15 protein-coding genes are annotated in these 15,705 nt (G+C 34.5%); 5 read left to right on the plus strand and 10 right to left on the minus strand.

What is annotated here, in order from left to right:
- The first annotated feature begins 379 nt into the window (after positions 1–379).
- On the plus strand, positions 380–970 hold the full coding sequence (locus LZQ00_RS07340; protein ID WP_234514063.1) for a riboflavin synthase: 591 nt from the start codon (positions 380–382) through the stop codon (positions 968–970).
- 19 nt (positions 971–989) lie between these two features.
- Here the strand turns inward: LZQ00_RS07340 and LZQ00_RS07345 are convergent, their stop codons facing one another.
- Both LZQ00_RS07345 and LZQ00_RS07350 read right to left on the minus strand, forming a co-directional pair.
- On the minus strand, positions 990–2,798 hold the full coding sequence (locus LZQ00_RS07345) for a chloride channel protein (protein WP_234514065.1): 1,809 nt from the start codon (positions 2,796–2,798) through the stop codon (positions 990–992).
- Between the two features lie 6 nt (positions 2,799–2,804).
- Positions 2,805–3,743 carry a hydrogen peroxide-inducible genes activator gene (locus LZQ00_RS07350; RefSeq protein ID WP_234514066.1) on the minus strand — a complete coding sequence of 313 codons (939 nt, stop codon included), beginning with the start codon at positions 3,741–3,743 and terminating at the stop codon, positions 2,805–2,807.
- Positions 3,744–3,886: 143 nt separating this feature from the next.
- Here LZQ00_RS07350 and LZQ00_RS07355 point away from each other — a divergent pair, with 143 nt between their 5' ends.
- Positions 3,887–6,052: a S46 family peptidase gene (locus tag LZQ00_RS07355; protein ID WP_234514075.1), complete on the plus strand. Its 2,166-nt coding sequence runs from the start codon at positions 3,887–3,889 to the stop codon at positions 6,050–6,052.
- A 106-nt stretch (positions 6,053–6,158) separates the two neighbouring features.
- Here the strand turns inward: LZQ00_RS07355 and LZQ00_RS07360 are convergent, their stop codons facing one another.
- On the minus strand, positions 6,159–7,373 hold the full coding sequence (locus LZQ00_RS07360) for an NAD(P)/FAD-dependent oxidoreductase (protein WP_234514077.1): 1,215 nt from the start codon (positions 7,371–7,373) through the stop codon (positions 6,159–6,161).
- A 153-nt stretch (positions 7,374–7,526) separates the two neighbouring features.
- On the opposite strand from LZQ00_RS07360, the gene LZQ00_RS07365 reads away from it, so the two are divergent.
- On the plus strand, positions 7,527–7,862 hold the full coding sequence (locus LZQ00_RS07365; RefSeq protein ID WP_234514087.1) for a hypothetical protein: 336 nt from the start codon (positions 7,527–7,529) through the stop codon (positions 7,860–7,862).
- Between the two features lie 172 nt (positions 7,863–8,034).
- On the opposite strand, the gene LZQ00_RS07370 is transcribed toward LZQ00_RS07365, so the two are convergent.
- Both LZQ00_RS07370 and LZQ00_RS07375 read right to left on the minus strand, forming a co-directional pair.
- The gene (locus LZQ00_RS07370; RefSeq protein ID WP_234514089.1) at positions 8,035–9,255 is read right to left on the minus strand and encodes a DEAD/DEAH box helicase; all 1,221 of its coding nucleotides are present in this window, start codon (positions 9,253–9,255) and stop codon (positions 8,035–8,037) included.
- 244 nt (positions 9,256–9,499) lie between these two features.
- Entirely contained in the window at positions 9,500–9,799 is a 300-nt protein-coding gene (locus LZQ00_RS07375) for a DUF2892 domain-containing protein (RefSeq protein ID WP_234514097.1), read from the minus strand.
- Positions 9,800–9,899: 100 nt separating this feature from the next.
- On the opposite strand from LZQ00_RS07375, the gene LZQ00_RS07380 reads away from it, so the two are divergent.
- Positions 9,900–10,691 carry a sulfite exporter TauE/SafE family protein gene (locus LZQ00_RS07380; protein ID WP_234514113.1) on the plus strand — a complete coding sequence of 264 codons (792 nt, stop codon included), beginning with the start codon at positions 9,900–9,902 and terminating at the stop codon, positions 10,689–10,691.
- Positions 10,692–10,755: 64 nt separating this feature from the next.
- Positions 10,756–11,613 carry a restriction endonuclease gene (locus LZQ00_RS07385; protein WP_234514116.1) on the plus strand — a complete coding sequence of 286 codons (858 nt, stop codon included), beginning with the start codon at positions 10,756–10,758 and terminating at the stop codon, positions 11,611–11,613.
- A gap of 72 nt (positions 11,614–11,685) precedes the next feature.
- On the opposite strand, the gene ispE is transcribed toward LZQ00_RS07385, so the two are convergent.
- The 5 genes from ispE to mqnE all read right to left on the minus strand — a co-directional run bounded on the left by ispE (position 11,686) and on the right by mqnE (position 15,611).
- Positions 11,686–12,498: a 4-(cytidine 5'-diphospho)-2-C-methyl-D-erythritol kinase gene (gene ispE, locus LZQ00_RS07390; protein ID WP_234514126.1), complete on the minus strand. Its 813-nt coding sequence runs from the start codon at positions 12,496–12,498 to the stop codon at positions 11,686–11,688.
- A 47-nt stretch (positions 12,499–12,545) separates the two neighbouring features.
- Complete coding sequence (locus LZQ00_RS07395; RefSeq protein WP_234514128.1) at positions 12,546–12,959, minus strand: NUDIX hydrolase; 414 nt, start codon at positions 12,957–12,959, stop codon at positions 12,546–12,548.
- A gap of 92 nt (positions 12,960–13,051) precedes the next feature.
- Positions 13,052–13,780 carry a menaquinone biosynthetic enzyme MqnA/MqnD family protein gene (locus LZQ00_RS07400; RefSeq protein ID WP_234514130.1) on the minus strand — a complete coding sequence of 243 codons (729 nt, stop codon included), beginning with the start codon at positions 13,778–13,780 and terminating at the stop codon, positions 13,052–13,054.
- Positions 13,773–14,399, minus strand: coding sequence for a histidine phosphatase family protein (locus LZQ00_RS07405; RefSeq protein WP_234514131.1), 627 nt, complete (start codon positions 14,397–14,399; stop codon positions 13,773–13,775). Before LZQ00_RS07405 ends, LZQ00_RS07400 begins: the two co-directional genes overlap by 8 nt.
- A 12-nt stretch (positions 14,400–14,411) precedes the next feature.
- The gene (gene mqnE, locus LZQ00_RS07410) at positions 14,412–15,611 is read right to left on the minus strand and encodes an aminofutalosine synthase MqnE (protein ID WP_234514141.1); all 1,200 of its coding nucleotides are present in this window, start codon (positions 15,609–15,611) and stop codon (positions 14,412–14,414) included.
- Positions 15,612–15,705: the final 94 nt, after the last annotated feature.

Raw genomic sequence — 15,705 nt, forward strand, 5'->3', positions numbered from 1 at the left:
AACCAATTATAAACCTAAATTATGATAACACAAAGTTAGTGTATTTAAAACACTATGATAAATTTTTCATAAACTTTATGTTAAAAAGAATTTTTATTAAAAAATAAATAAGAATTATATATTACTGAAAATGAATGTTTTCATCGTTTTAGAACAAAAAAAGGTTTTCAAACGGGGAGAATGAAAACCTTTATAACCAATTATAAACCTAAATTATGATAGCATAAAGATAGTGTATTTAATACACTAATTAAAATTATTTATCACTTTCTTTTTTCAAAAACAAATTTTGTGGCTGTTTAGCTACAAAACAATATCGTATTCAGCATACTTTTAATATTTCTTGTTTATCATTACCTTTGGTGAAATTAGAAAATACATGTTTACAGGAATTATCGAAACCTTAGGAAAGGTTAAAAATATAGTGAAAGAAAATTCGAACATTCATTTATTTATTGAGTCGAGTCTTTCCAATGAATTGAAAATAGATCAGAGTGTTTCTCATAATGGCGTTTGCCTTACAGTTGTTGGTATTGAAAATAATATCCATCAGGTGACTGCAATAGATGAAACTCTTCAAAAAACAAATTTTAATAATCTCGAGGTGGGCGATTTGATGAATATAGAGCGTTGTACACAAGCTAATGGTCGTTTTGATGGACATATTGTACAAGGCCATGTTGATCAGATAGCCACCTGTATTGCTAAGCAAGATCAAAATGGTAGTTTTTTATTTACTTTTCAATATGATCCTGCAATACAGAATATTACTGTTGAGAAAGGGTCTGTTACTGTTAATGGAATTAGTTTAACTGTAGTAAATTCTAAAATTGATCAATTTTCTGTTGCTATCATCCCTTATACCCTTGCACATACCAACCTACAACATGTGGAGATTGGTACAAACGTAAATTTAGAATTTGATATTATTGGAAAATATGTTTCAAAAATTATGGCTTTGAGAGGTTAATCTCAAAGCCATAATTTTCTTATTCTAAATAATGTCCCTGCCTCATCAATAATGCCCTGTACTTATTGAAGACACTTGATTTGGAAACAAAGCCCAGATAATTATCCTGATCATCAATAACGGGTAAAATCCACACATCGTCTTTTCTCATCTTAATCATAACAGATTCCATATTTTCCTCATGAATCTTAACGATATCACTCGGTATCTCTGCCAATTTTTTGAACGTTTCATCAATACCTTCTTCTTCTCCCAACAGAATTGAAAATAGTCTTTCACTATATAATATCCCTAGCAATTTGCCTTTCTCTGTAACAATAGGAAAAATATTACGCTTACTGTGTATGATATCAGACTGCCTCATTTTTGGTGTTTCATCTGGTCTTAAAATCACAAAATTAGTTTCTAATACGTATCTGATTTTCATCATACTCAACACTGAGCGATCTTTGTCCTCATAGGAAAGTAAATCTCCAGAATCGGCTAACACTTTTGTATAGATAGAATATTTTTGAATGGATCTATTGATTAAATAAGATATAGAAGTCACTAACATCAAGGGAACCATCAAGCCATATCCACCTGTGATCTCGGCTATTAGGAAAATACCTGTCAATGGTGCATGCATAATTCCACTTAACGCTCCAGCCATACCTACTACGACAAAATTCGGCACATTTAATTCTGCTATTCCTGTCAGATTGATTCCATAGGCAAAGGCAAAACCCAATAATCCCCCCATCACTAAGCTTGGTCCAAAGACTCCCCCATTCCCTCCTCCATTCAATGTGAATAATGCGGCAAAAGATTTTGCAAAGAGTGTTAAAACTGAATAAGCTAAAATGACAAGTCCAATATCTTGATAATCAGAAAACAAACTGTTTTTGACTATGGCATTAAACTGACCATTTAAAATTTGCTGAATGGCAATATAGCCTTCACCATAAAGAGCAGGAAAAATAAAGATCATCAAACCCAATGAGATACCGCTTACCCAGACCTTGGTATATGGGTTTTTAATAGTTAAAAACCAATTTTTGACTACTGTACTTATTCTTGCAAAATAAACAGAATACCCACCTACCAAGATGGCTAGCAAGAGATAGAAGAATAAGGCTGATACTTGCCAATCGGTGCTAAATGTATGAAATAGTGGTTCGCTATATAAAGTCTGTGATACAACTGATGCTATTGCAGCCGAGATCAATAGAGGAATCAATACGGGGATCGAAAATTCAGGCAGTAAAATTTCAATTGCAAAAATTGTCCCTGCTAGCGGGCTATCAAAAGCGCCTGCAATTCCTGCGGCTGCACCACAGGCTAATAACATGGTTAACTCTTTATATTGTAAACCAAAAAATCGGCCTGTATTGGATCCTATTGCTGAGCCACTCATGGCGATGGGTGCCTCTAAGCCAGATGAACCTCCAAAACCGACAGTCATCGCAGAAGTGATAATCTGCGAATAGATATTATGAACTGGAATACGGCTTGATTTTCTAGATATAGCATAAATAATGGGTGTAATTCCGTGTTCCAAATGTTTTGACTTCAACACTTTTCGGACATATAACACACTGAGTAAGATACCAAGTAAGGGGAAGAATAAATAAAACGAATACTTATAATGCCAATCAATATCGTCTTGTAAAGTACGCGCAATAAAATGTGTCAAAGCCTTTAACACGGAGGCTGCTGTACCACCAATGACTCCTACAACAAAAGCAAGAATAATAATAAAATTTCGATTGGAAATTTTATGCATCCTCCAATTGTTCAGGTCATTTAATTTTTTAATGAGTTTGCTTCTCCAGGTATAGTTATTCATTCTGTTTTATTGAAAACTTAGCACTTCCTTTTTCTTCTTTGTCTTGAATTTTTCCGGTATTGTCTCCATGATTTCTTGTGTCAGTGCATCGATAGCTTGTTTTTTAACAAAATTTTGCGTTGTCACCAGACTAATTTCCCGAACGGGTTCAGGGGATTTAAAATAACGTATCCGATTTAATTGATCTTCGCTATAATCCATAATGGATAATTCTGGCAGAATGGTGATACCAGAATTGATGTCGACCATTTTTTTCAATGTTTCAACACTTCCCGTATTATATTCAAAACCACCTGAATGATCATGATTATGTCTATGATGACAAATATTCAACACCTGTCCTCGCATACAGTGTCCTTCATTCAATAACCATAGTTTATCTTCTCCTATATCATCAGAACTCAACATTTTTTTATTAAAAAGAGTGCTTTCTTCTGATATATAAGCAACAAAATTTTCATAAAAAAGCGGTTTTTCTATGATTCCAGATTCCTGCAGAGGAGTTGATAAGATACCACAGTCTAATATCCCTACTTTTAATTCATGAACAATTCTTTCCGTCGTATATTCCCAAATTTGTAATTGCAATTTGGGGAATTTATCCATGAAACGCGTTAATACATGAGGAAGTAGATAAGGGGCTATTGTTGGAATCACTCCAATTTTTAGCTCTCCATCTAACTCGCCATTTTGGTTTTGAACAATTTCAGGTATTTTTTTACTTTCAATCAGAATAATTCGGGCTTGTGTAATGATCTTTTCACCAATTTCAGTTGGAACAACAGGTTGTCGACTTCGATCAAAGATCTTCACTCCTATAGATTCTTCCAACTTTTGGATCTGCATACTCAAAGTTGGTTGTGTTACAAAACATTTTTCGGCAGCGGCTACAAAACTTCTATATGTATCAACGGCGATTATATATTCTAATTGGATGAGGGTCATCTTATCAATTTTATTTATACAAAAGTAGCAAACATATTTCATACCAAGTCATCCATAAACCAGCGAAAGATATGTACTTAATATTTTTTATCTTTGAGCTTTTATATATGAAGAAACATCTCCTATAATTTAGTTAAATGAACATGAAATTATTCAATAAAAAATCATGGAGCTTGCTCCTATTTTTAGCAGTATCAGCTCCTACTATTATGGCCAAGTCTCCTGACGAAGGCATGTTTCCGTTAAGTGAGTTAAGCCGTGCCGGATTAAAGAATGCTGGATTAAAAATAAGTGAAAAAGATATTTACAATCCAGGGAAAGTTGGTCTGGTTGATGCTTTAGTTCAAGTAAGTGGTTGTACAGGTTCCTTTATTTCTTCCAGTGGTTTGATCATCACCAATCATCACTGCGCATTCTCGGCTGTTCAATTAGCAAGTACACCTATCGATAATTATTTAAGAAATGGATTTGTTGCCCAATCGCATGAGCAAGAAATTGAAGCACGAGGATTAACAATACGTATCACAGATTCTTATGAAGATGTTTCAGATAAAATATTGGCAGCTGTGGCGCATATTACAGATCCTTCGGAAAGAATTACCTTGATCAAGAAGAAACAGCAAGAATTAGTGGAAGAAGCTCAAAAGCAAGATCCTACTATTAAAGCTGAAGTTTCTGAAATGTTTATCGGTAAAACCTACGTCTTATTTCGATATAAAACGATTGAAGATGTTCGATTAGTTTATATTCCTCGTCAAACTATTGGTGAATTCGGAGGTGAAACGGATAATTGGGTATGGCCTAGACATACGGGTGATTATTCTTTTCTACGGGCCTATGTTGGAAAAGATGGTGCTTCGGCGAAGTTCTCCAAGGATAATATTCCGTATCAGCCGAAAAAGTTCTTAAAAGTAAATCCAAAAGGAGTAAATGAAAATGATTTTGTGTTTATTTTGGGTTATCCGGGAAAGACTTTTAGACATCGCCCTGCGCAATACATTCAATATCAACAAAACTTCTTGTTACCTTATGTCTCTAATTTATATGAATTTCAAAATGAACGTATGTATGAAGCTGGGAAAACAGATCGTGCAACTGCACTTGCTTTAGCCACACGTATCAAAAGAAATGCGAATGTACTCAAAAATTATAAAGGTAAATTGAAGGGTTTACGTAACATTGATTTGATCAATACAAAGAAAAAGGATGATCAAGCATTGGCAGCATTTATCTTGAGTAAACCAGATCTGAAATCAAAATATGGTTCTTTGATGAGTGAAATTGATGGTTTATATACGTTAATCAATCAGGATGCGTATAAAGAGTTGTGGATGAATAACATTTATACTAGCACAAGCTTAATGCGTATTGCAAGAGAAATTAATAGTTTCAAATTGACACTACAGCAACAAAATTCTTCTGAGCAACAAAAGGCATTTTTTGAAGCAAATAAAGAGAACGTGAAAACGGCTTTACTAGAGATCTATGAAAGTTATAGCAACTATGCAGATGAGCGTATTCTAGCTCACATGTTTGCTGATGCACAAGCATTCCAAGGTAATAATCAAATTGAAACTATTCAAAAGTTAAAACTACGTGATGCTAACCTTGCCAATGCATATGGAAGTCAGTTAATTCGGAATACAAAATTGAATGGGTGCACGCAAGTATTAAATCAAATCTTATCGAGTCCAAATGCTTTCTTAGCTTTTTCAGATCCGTTGTTAGACTTTCAGAATTCACTGAACCAGGATATTCAACAATTTGCTGTTGAGCAAAAGAGAAGAGATGGTATCTTAAATAAGTTAATGGGTGATTATGTTGCTGTCAAAGAAATGTATCAATCTAAAAACTTTATTCCTGATGCGAACTCGACATTAAGGCTTACTTTCGGAAATGTAAAAGGATATTCTCCTGTAGATGCTACCTATATGAACCCTTTCACAACAATTGCAGGGATCATCCAAAAAGGAAACCTTGGAGAGACAGATTTTGACTATCCTTCTGAAATAAAAACGGCATGGGAAAACAAGAACTTCGGACCCTATGTGAAGAAAGAACTTAATGATGTACCTGTTAATTTACTGTATAATATGGATACAACAGGTGGTAATTCAGGCTCTCCTATTATGAATGCATATGGCGAATTAATTGGAGTCAATTTTGATCGTTCTTACGATGCAACCATTAATGATTTTGCTTGGAACGACAGCTATAGCCGTTCTATCGGTGTAGATATTCGTTATGTATTATGGGTAGCTGACAAGATTGATCATGCCCAATTTATTTTGAAAGAGATGGGAATCTAAGATTTTACGTCTATATAGAAAAGGCTTTTCCAATAAGACAAGCCTTTTCTATATTCTAAAAATACGTTAAGTAAATTTATCAGTATTTTCGACCAATATTAACTTATTACTTTTTTAACCTTTCAAATCCAAAAACTTCAATACGATCATCTTTTTCACCTGTTATGATATTGCGGATCACTTGTGCCGCAATCATACTAAACGTAATGCCATTCCCTCCATAGCCTAGTGCATACAACATATTTTTTTTACCTGGCCATGCCCCAATAAACGGTAAACCATCTTTGGTTGATGAAAAAGTACCACACCAAGCCATGTCCACTTCAATAGCAATAGCAGGATATAGTTTTGCAAACTTCTTCAATAATTTACTAACCTTTGTTTTTAACAAACGATCTCGCTTATCTGGATTTCGAAATTCTTCATCCTCTCCTCCCATCATAATCCGATTGTCTGACGTAGTTCTCATATAAAAATAAGGTTCTGCAGTTTCCCAAATTAAACTTCTTTCTTTCCAGAACTGTTCTGGACGAATGGGCTTTGAGACTAATGCATAGGTAGAATTAAGTTCCATCACTTGTTTTGGTAAGAATTGACCAGCTTCAAAACCAGCTGCTACAATCACATATTTACACTTGATCTTAAAACCATCTTTCGTCAATAAAATATACCCATTGTCCTGCTCTTTATATTCGATAATTTCAACAGGTGAAAAAATAGGAAGTTGATGTTTTTTTTGATGATATTTTAATATTCCTATCGCTGATTTGTAGGTATCTATCTGTGCGGAGGTATCATTGTATAAAGCCCCAAGGCCTTTTATATGATACTCCTTTTCTAATCGATCAGCATCCAAATAAGAAACAGGAAGTTGATGAGTAGATCGGGCTTCATATTCTTTTTTTATACTTCTTAATCCCTGATGATTACTGGCCAGATAACAAGTCGACACACGTTTAAAATCTCCTTTTATACCTGTTGTTTTGAATAGATTCTCAATAGCTGTAATTGACTGTAGACTTGCTTTATAGGCTTTAACTGCTCGATCCTCTCCAATATCTTGAATCATTTTATGCAAAGGTACATCAATCTCGTACTGTAATTGTGCTGTACTTGCAACCGTACTTCCATTGGAAACAATTCTTTTGTCGAAGATGGCACAGTGAACACCTGCTTCACAAAGTTCATGGGCGACCAAAGAGCCCGTAATACCTGAACCAATGATAGCGACATCAATTTCATAATCCTTTTCTAATGAGTTAAAATAATCATAAAGTTCATTTTTAATAAGCCAAAAAGGTAATCCTGCGTATAAATCCATGTATTTTCTTTAACCCTTAGAACACGATAGGCTACTAATTGTTTGCATTCAATAATAAGTTAAAGAAGAGAAAAAACTTATTGCTAATCAAAAAATAGCGATAATTTTCTAAATTTCAATTAGATTTGATTTTATATATCAACAAATAAGAACATGAATTACTTCTACTTTATTTCTTTTTGGATCTGTCAAATTGTGTCTACTATTATTTTTAAATACGGCGGTATCCATCCAAAATATCACTGGACAGCACTTATTGCAGGCAATATCATTTTAGTTGTTGCCAGTTGGTTTCTTATTCAATTATTTAAATCATTTCCACAACCTATTGTTATTGCACTTTGTTCCGGAGGTACGTTTCTAACGGTACAACTTTCGATGGCATTAGTTTTTAAACAACCTTTAGCTTGGTTGCAAATTGTGGGATCTGCTGTGATTGTTATAGGAATGTTGTTGGTCACCTTTGGTGGAAAAGAACAAGTCTCTTAAAAATAAGAATCTCAAGAGGAATTAGCATAGTTTTATGAGTGAAATGCTTAAGTTGAACCTGCAAAGATTATTTGACAGAGAACTTACTAAAATATAACGATATGTATGGTTCATTATCTAAAATAACAAATCCCTTATAGAAGAAAAGGTTTGATAAAAATCAAACCTTTTCTTATTCTACTTTTTTTACGAATTTTTTAAAATTTTTCTTTTTCCTCTTTGGTTTTTTATGATCTGAAAAACTTTTAGGGCTATAAACAGGTCCTTCAGAAAATCCTTCTGGTAAGGGGATCTTTTCAACATGATCTCCGATCAGCTCTTCTATCCTTGCGAAACGTTGTTGATCTTTCGGATTAATAAATGTGATGGCTGTACCAGTTGTTGCTGCACGGGCTGTTCGTCCTACGCGATGAATATAGTCTTCGGGATCTGGGGGTACATCAAAATTAATGACCAGACTAATGCCTACGACATCGATACCACGAGAAATCACATCGGTACCAATTAAAACATTGATTTGTTTTGCTTTAAAACGATTCATGACATCTTCCCGTTGTACTTGTTCCAAGTCTGAATGAAAGGCTTCTGCAGCGATTCCATTCTTATGCAACTCACTCGTCAATCTTTTAACAAATTCCTTTTTTGAAGCAAAAACGATCGTACTGCTGTATTTTGGATCGGATAAAATATGCTTGATCAACGCAATCTTTTGATCATCATAAACCAAATAGGCTTGTTGATTTATTCCTTCAGACGGTTTAGATAATGCAATATTTATTTCTTCAGGCTCGTGTAAGATATTTTTTGCTAATGTTCTAATTTTAGGGGGCATTGTTGCAGAAAACAGTAGGTTTTGCCTTTTTTCAGGTAAAAAACTAATAATTTTCATGATATCTTCGTTAAAGCCCATATCTAACATTCTGTCGGCTTCATCCAAAATAAAGTGTTTCACTTTATTAAAATGAATTTTCCCAGAAGATAAATGTGCGATTAAGCGTCCAGGAGTCGCTACGATGATGTTTGCACCTTCTTTAATTGCTATCCGTTGTTGTTCATAGTCCATTCCGTTTCCTCCTCCATATACGGCAATAGAAGTCGCACCAGTAAAATAACCTAAGCCCATGATCTGTTGATCAATCTGCAAGGCTAATTCTCGCGTAGGAACTAAAATTAAGGTATTGATATAATCAGCCTGTTCAACGGCTATTTTGTGTAAGACAGGTAATAAATAAGATGCTGTCTTTCCTGTTCCTGTTTGTGCACAGGCTATCAAATCTTTTTGTTGGAGAACTACGGGTATAGCCTGTTCTTGTATAGGTGTTGCATCCAAATATCCCATGCTATCTAAGCCCTCTTCCAACAAAGGTGCTAAACCAAATTCTGTGAATTTCAATTTTTATTTTCGTTTACTGTAAAATCAGGATAATGTAGGAATTTTTTTCTAATTTATGGTATAACATCGATAAAAGACCATGATAATTATTCTAATTTATTGTTTTACAATAATTAAGAACCAAGATTAATTTGTCAAAACATTATACTATACCATCCTATACAAGTGAACAGTATAAAATTATAAAAGGCCCAATACTTAACATATTGAACCTTTGTGTACATGTAGCTTATTCGTGGTTTTCCTAATCCTTTTTTACAAAATAGCGACGTTCAATCATTTCAAGCTGTTCCGAATCATCTTCAATTGCTTTTTTAATCGCACATTTACCTGTCACACCGCGATAAACAAGGGCGCCTCCTAATGATAATCCCGATAGCGCTGTAAGTGGGTGTTTAAATAAATATTTAACACCAGCTCCTAAGATAAATCCGCCTGCAACAACAGAGAGTATACGTTCTGAAGTTTCGATCTTTCCATTTTCACAATCTTCATCTATTTTACTTTTTATTTTGCTTATTGCTTTATCTACTAATGTACTCATATGTATAAATTTTATTCATTATTCCATATATAACAGTTGGTCAATTAATTTTGTTTTGTTTCCTCATAATTATTCCGTTATTTGTAGCTGTAATACTGACATGATGGAAATTATTGGATATCTTTTGTCTATTTTCATCGGTATCACGCTCGGTTTGATCGGTGCAGGTGGTTCCATTTTAACCGTACCAGTCTTAGTCTACCTATTCCATGTACATCCTACACTAGCCACTTCTTATTCTTTATTTATTGTTGGTTTTACCAGTTTAATTGGCAGTTTAATCAAAACAAAAGAAAAATGTATTGATTATCAAGCGGTAGGATATTTTGGTCTTTCTTCTGTGATTGTGGTTCTGGTCGTTCGAAAAATACTATTAATTCATATTCCTGAAGTCATCATAGCTATGGATCATTTTCAACTGACAAAATCTGCACTTACTATGATCGCTTTCGCCTTATTGATGTTGGGTTCATCATGGAGCATGATTACAAATAAGCAAAACCAAATGACATCTCTTCATCTGATTAAACATCAGGTGATAAAAATGATTGTTTGCGGTATTGGCATTGGGTTGGTCACTGGATTTTTGGGAGCTGGAGGTGGTTTTCTGATTATTCCGGCTTTAGTTGTTTTACTGGATATGCCAATTAAAAAAGCTATTGGTACTTCTTTAATGATCATTACTATTAATTCTTTAATTGGATTTTTAGGTGATATGGATCATGTCAGCATCGATTGGATCTTTTTACTTAAACTATTGTCTGTTACTATTTTTGGTCTTTTCATTGGAAATTATCTACAGAAAAAAATAGCAGCAGATCTTCTTAAGCCGTTATTTGGTTGGTTTGTTCTTTTGATGGGTATTTATATTTTAATTAAAGAACTGTTTTAACTATTTTTATAAGGAGTGGGAAAGTGGATGACTTCCTTTTGTATTTTTATTTAAATAAAAAAACATGTTTGATAAGATGCTAGTAAAAAAATATTCAGGCGAATTAGTTCCGTTTAATAGTGATAGTTTATACCATTCATTGACGCGTTCGGGAGCCAATAAAGAGCAGGTCGAAAAGGTATATGCACAAATAAAAGAGCAATTATTTGATGGTATTAGTACCAAAGAACTTTATCAGTTGGCCTTTGATGCGCTAAAATCGCAACGAAATTCTTTTGCCGCTCGATACAGTCTCAAAAAAGCGCTTAGAGAACTTGGTCCAGAGGGTTTTTATTTCGAAAAGTGGATTGGTCGATTGTTTCAAGAATATGGCTATCAAAGCACAACAGGTCAAACCGTTCAAGGCCATGCTGTATCGCATGAAATCGACGTAGTTGCAGCCAAAGATGCGGAGATGTTAGCTATAGAATGTAAATTTAGAAATGATATCGATGCCAAGATTTCAGTCACTACTCCGATGTATTTTCTATCTCGATTTAAAGATATCAGCGCTATCGATTATCATTTTTTTGAGCAAAATAGAAAATTCACACAGGGTTGGTTGGTAACAAATGCTTATTTAACTTCTGATTCCAAAGACTTTGGTAAATATTATAACGTCAATCTGCTTGCTTGGGATTATCCAGCGGATAGCAGCATTAAAAAGCGTGTGGATACAGCTGTCTTTTATCCCGTGACTTGCTTGACAACCCTGACCGATGAAGAAGAAAAAGTGCTCCTACAACATCAAGTCATATTAGTAAAAGATATTTTGAATAATGAGGCTGTATTAACGGTTCTTCAATTATCTGCTGAAAAGTTAAAAGCTGTACTTGAGGAGGCAAGAGAATTAATTGACTATAAAATGGATGAATCTGAATAATATACAGCAGGAGGTTGTATGAAAGCATGTATAGATGGAGAAAGAGGAGCTTTTAATAGCGCTCCTTTTTCTTTATAAATCAATCGGATAATAGATATCACCAAATTCCTTCAAATGATCCAGTACAATGGGTTTTTCAAAAAGTCCGTAAACAGAGGACCCGGAACCGGACATAGATGCAAATAGCGCACCCGATGTATATAGGGCTTCTTTCAATTTCTTGATTTTTGGAAACTGTTCAAAGATCCCCTCTTCAAAATCATTTTTTAAATAATATTTCCATTCTTGTATTGGCAGTTGCGTAATTGATTTTAAATCAAATTCCGATTTTCTTACTTGCACTCCACGATATGCTTCTGCAGTAGCAATATGAATATTCGGATTAATCAGCACCATATAATAAGTACTCAAATCTAAATCTATTGGAGAGAAATCAGTACCGATACCTGTTGCATATACAGGTTTATTTTCAATGAAGAATGGGCAATCAGCACCTAGCTGCTTTGCATATAGCTGCAGTTGTGTTGTTGTGATATCAAGATTAAAGGTTTCATTCAACATTTTAAGTACGAATGCTGCATCAGCAGATCCTCCCCCTAGTCCAGCACCAATTGGAATTTGCTTAATTAAATGAATAGTAACCGCTGGAATGTCAAAATCTTGCTTTAATAGCTTGTATGCTTTTTCACACAGATTAGCACCATGACCAGGAATAGGTATTCCATCGGAATGAAAAGTTATTTCACCTGATTTTGAAGGTGTTATTTCCACAGCGTCATAGATTTTAACGGGATAAAATATGGTCTCCAAATCATGATACCCATCCGATCGTTTATGAACAACATGAAGACCAAGATTTATTTTAGCATTTGCAAAAGACAGCATAACGTGTACGTGATAAAAGATAGTGTTATAAAATTATATAATCTATTTTAATATTCAAAAGTTCCTGCCAACCAAATAGGTACAGTAAATTCTTCTAGAAGGTGAGCCAATTTGTACTCTTTATAGTTAGTGACTGTTAGCCAAATTGCTTCTTCAATTTCTGCTTGGGGAATTAGGTTAAGATTTTCTTTTAATTCCAGACGAAATATCTCTCCTCTTACGATGGTATCGGATTCATTCACCGCTTCTGTTTCATGAAATCCTAAATATTCCAATTCTTTTAAAACTACGGTTAAGTTAAGCTCTTCTTTTAATTCTCTTACAAGGGCTTGTGAAGATAATTCTCCTTTTTCAATTTTACCTCCAGGCAACATATAATAGGAAGATTTTCTTTTCCTTACTACTAGCAATCGATTTTCAGGATCGACAATCATCGCCCCTGCTAAATATAGCTTATTCATTCTTTCTTACCTTTAATTATGAATACATGAATATTTTAGATATAAATAAAAAGCGATTATTTAGGTAACCGCTTTTTATTTATTCTTTCCAATCAGTTCTCTAAACCTCTCAAAAGTTCCAAATATTTTTCAACTGCTTCACGCTTTTGTGGGGTAAGATGATAATTTAGACTTTCTGTTAAATAATGATGATAATCAAAGTTTTCATGCACTGGTAATCCCGGAATTACAGCTGATGGATTGCTGACTCCAACTTTCAAAGCTTCATTAAATTCGGAGATAAAATCTGCTGGTAATAGTTTATTGCTTACCCAAACGGCGAATGCAAAAGGAAGACCTGTAAATTCTTTCCATGCTAATCCCAAATCATAAACAAAAGGTACAGATTTTTTCTGACCAAAGGTACGATCACCAATCAGTACAAATGCGTCAGCAGCACCCTGATCATGAATAATTTCAACTTCTTTTTTCCAATGATGTTTTAATAATACTCTTGCCAATCCATTCGAAGTTCGGGACTGCTTATCCAAATATAAGGTCTCGATTTCTGCAATGGGTTTATGAGAAAAAATAAAAACAGAATCTACTGCTCCTTCGGTACCAATACAATAATCTGTAATAATATGTGCTTCAGGTAGACTCAACAATGCAGCTACAGGAATTATTCCTAAATCAGCTTCATCATCAATTACCTTTTGTGCACATGCACTTGGATTTTCCAAACTCAATATTATTCGATCTAAAACTGGTGCTTGTTTCAGTCCATTCAAAAACGGCAGCGTATTCGTGTATGATACTGCCGATACTCTCACTTTATCCATTTGTCAATACTTCTAAATGTTTTGTATTATAATAGTCAACAATCTCAAATTGACCATTGTCATACGTTAATTTATAGAGTGAAGTGTTGGTATGTGGAAATTCATCCATTTTAGATGCATCAATGCCTGTCAAAAGACAAAGGATAATTCGCAATGCACGGCCATGCATGCACACGAGTATAGTTTGTTCATTTTTTTGTTCTACCATGTGTTTGATGGCTTCACTTTGACGTTTCATTAATGCATTTGGAGACTCTCCTCGTGCAACACACACATCTAATTTACCATCCTTCCAAGATGAAACCAATTGACTAAAACCCGTCATAATGGATTCATTTTGCTCTTTTCCTTCGTAAATACCCCAGCTGATCTCGTCCAAACCCGCTAGTTCTTGCCATGCTATACCATCTTTAATAAAAGCTTCGACCGTTTGATGTGTTCGAAGTAAGGTTGATGTATAGACTTTATCAAAAGCAACATCTTTATACGCTTCATAGAAAGCCAAGGCTTGTGCGAATCCAGTTTCATTTAACGGAGAGTTTACGCCACGCCCTTGAACAATACCCTTCAAATTCAAATCAGTTTGTCCGTGACGAATAAAATAAAAAGTCTTTTTCAAAATATAAAATCCTTAGTTATTCACGACTGGAAGTGCGTAATAGTTTTTCTTTTTATTATCTTCATCAAAAACAACATCTTTATAATCTGTTACGACACGGTATAAGGTATCTCTCTCGATAGGGTGTCGACCTACTTTTCGGATCAGTTCCACTAACTGTTGTGTAGACATACCAGGGTTCTGTTCCTCAGCACCTGCCATGCTATATATTTTTGTTGTATCATCCAATGTTCCATCAATATCATCCACTCCAAATGCTAATGACATCTGCGCAGTATCTCTCGAAATCATAGCCCAATATGCTTTTATATGATCAAAATTATCCATATAAATACGCGCTATTGCATAATTTCTTAAATCTTCAATTACGGAAACTTCAGCCACATTGGACATTTGATTTTCTTTATTTCTAAATTTCAGCGGAATAAAGGTTTGGAAGCCTCCTGTTTTATCTTGTAATTGACGAAGACGCTCCATATGATCTACACGATGCCAAAACTTTTCGATATGACCGTAAAGCATCGTTGCATTGGTATGCATACCTAATTTATGGGCTTGTTCATGAATATCCAGCCATTGCTCAGCGGTACATTTATCATGTGCTATTTTTTCCCTGATCTCTGGATGGAAAATTTCTGCTCCACCACCAGGCATGGAATCTAAACCACAAGATTGCAAATATTGCATACCCTCGTAATGACCTAGTTTAGCTTTTTTGAAAATATAGTAATACTCAACAGGTGTCAGACCTTTAATATGTAATTCCGGACGGTGTTCTTTACATCTTTTAAAGAATTCTGCATAAAACTCAAGGTTCTGTTTTGGCACTACACCTCCGGTAATATGCACTTCCGTTACCGGTTCATTGTCATATTTTTTAACAATGTCCATCATACCATCCACGTCCATCTCCCAGCCTTCTGCTCGTTCTTTAATCATCCTAGAATAGGAACAAAACTTGCAGTCATATACACAAACATTGGTTGGTTCAATGTGAAAATTACGGTTGAAATAGGTGATATCTCCGTGTTTTTTCTCCCGAATATAATTCGCTAAAACGCCTAAATAACCTAATTCGGCCTTCTCGTAAAGGTATACTCCTTCATCAAATGTGATGCGTTCTTCTTGCAACACTTTATTCGCTATACTTCTTAACTCATTATCCAAAAGAGGATTAGAAATTAAGAAACTTAATTTTTCTTTAGCATCCATTAGCATGTCTCCTAGTCTATAACAAATGTACCAAAAACTAGGTTAATTTCTACGAATTTAACCTAGTTTTTGGTACAACAATATGTTTACACAA

It is taken from the genome of Sphingobacterium sp. SRCM116780, from assembly GCF_021442025.1.
Lineage (GTDB): Bacteria > Bacteroidota > Bacteroidia > Sphingobacteriales > Sphingobacteriaceae > Sphingobacterium.

Coding starts and splice junctions, on each gene's coding strand:
- LZQ00_RS07340 (WP_234514063.1), top strand. CDS start 380: ATGTTTACAGGAATTATCGAAACCTTAGGAAAGGTTAAAAATATAGTG.
- LZQ00_RS07345 (WP_234514065.1), bottom strand. CDS start 2,798: ATGAATAACTATACCTGGAGAAGCAAACTCATTAAAAAATTAAATGAC.
- LZQ00_RS07350 (WP_234514066.1), bottom strand. CDS start 3,743: ATGACCCTCATCCAATTAGAATATATAATCGCCGTTGATACATATAGA.
- LZQ00_RS07355 (WP_234514075.1), top strand. CDS start 3,887: ATGAAATTATTCAATAAAAAATCATGGAGCTTGCTCCTATTTTTAGCA.
- LZQ00_RS07360 (WP_234514077.1), bottom strand. CDS start 7,373: ATGGATTTATACGCAGGATTACCTTTTTGGCTTATTAAAAATGAACTT.
- LZQ00_RS07365 (WP_234514087.1), top strand. CDS start 7,527: ATGAATTACTTCTACTTTATTTCTTTTTGGATCTGTCAAATTGTGTCT.
- LZQ00_RS07375 (WP_234514097.1), bottom strand. CDS start 9,799: ATGAGTACATTAGTAGATAAAGCAATAAGCAAAATAAAAAGTAAAATA.
- LZQ00_RS07380 (WP_234514113.1), top strand. CDS start 9,900: ATGATGGAAATTATTGGATATCTTTTGTCTATTTTCATCGGTATCACG.
- LZQ00_RS07385 (WP_234514116.1), top strand. CDS start 10,756: ATGTTTGATAAGATGCTAGTAAAAAAATATTCAGGCGAATTAGTTCCG.
- ispE (WP_234514126.1), bottom strand. CDS start 12,498: ATGCTGTCTTTTGCAAATGCTAAAATAAATCTTGGTCTTCATGTTGTT.
- LZQ00_RS07395 (WP_234514128.1), bottom strand. CDS start 12,959: ATGAATAAGCTATATTTAGCAGGGGCGATGATTGTCGATCCTGAAAAT.
- LZQ00_RS07400 (WP_234514130.1), bottom strand. CDS start 13,780: ATGGATAAAGTGAGAGTATCGGCAGTATCATACACGAATACGCTGCCG.
- mqnE (WP_234514141.1), bottom strand. CDS start 15,611: ATGGATGCTAAAGAAAAATTAAGTTTCTTAATTTCTAATCCTCTTTTG.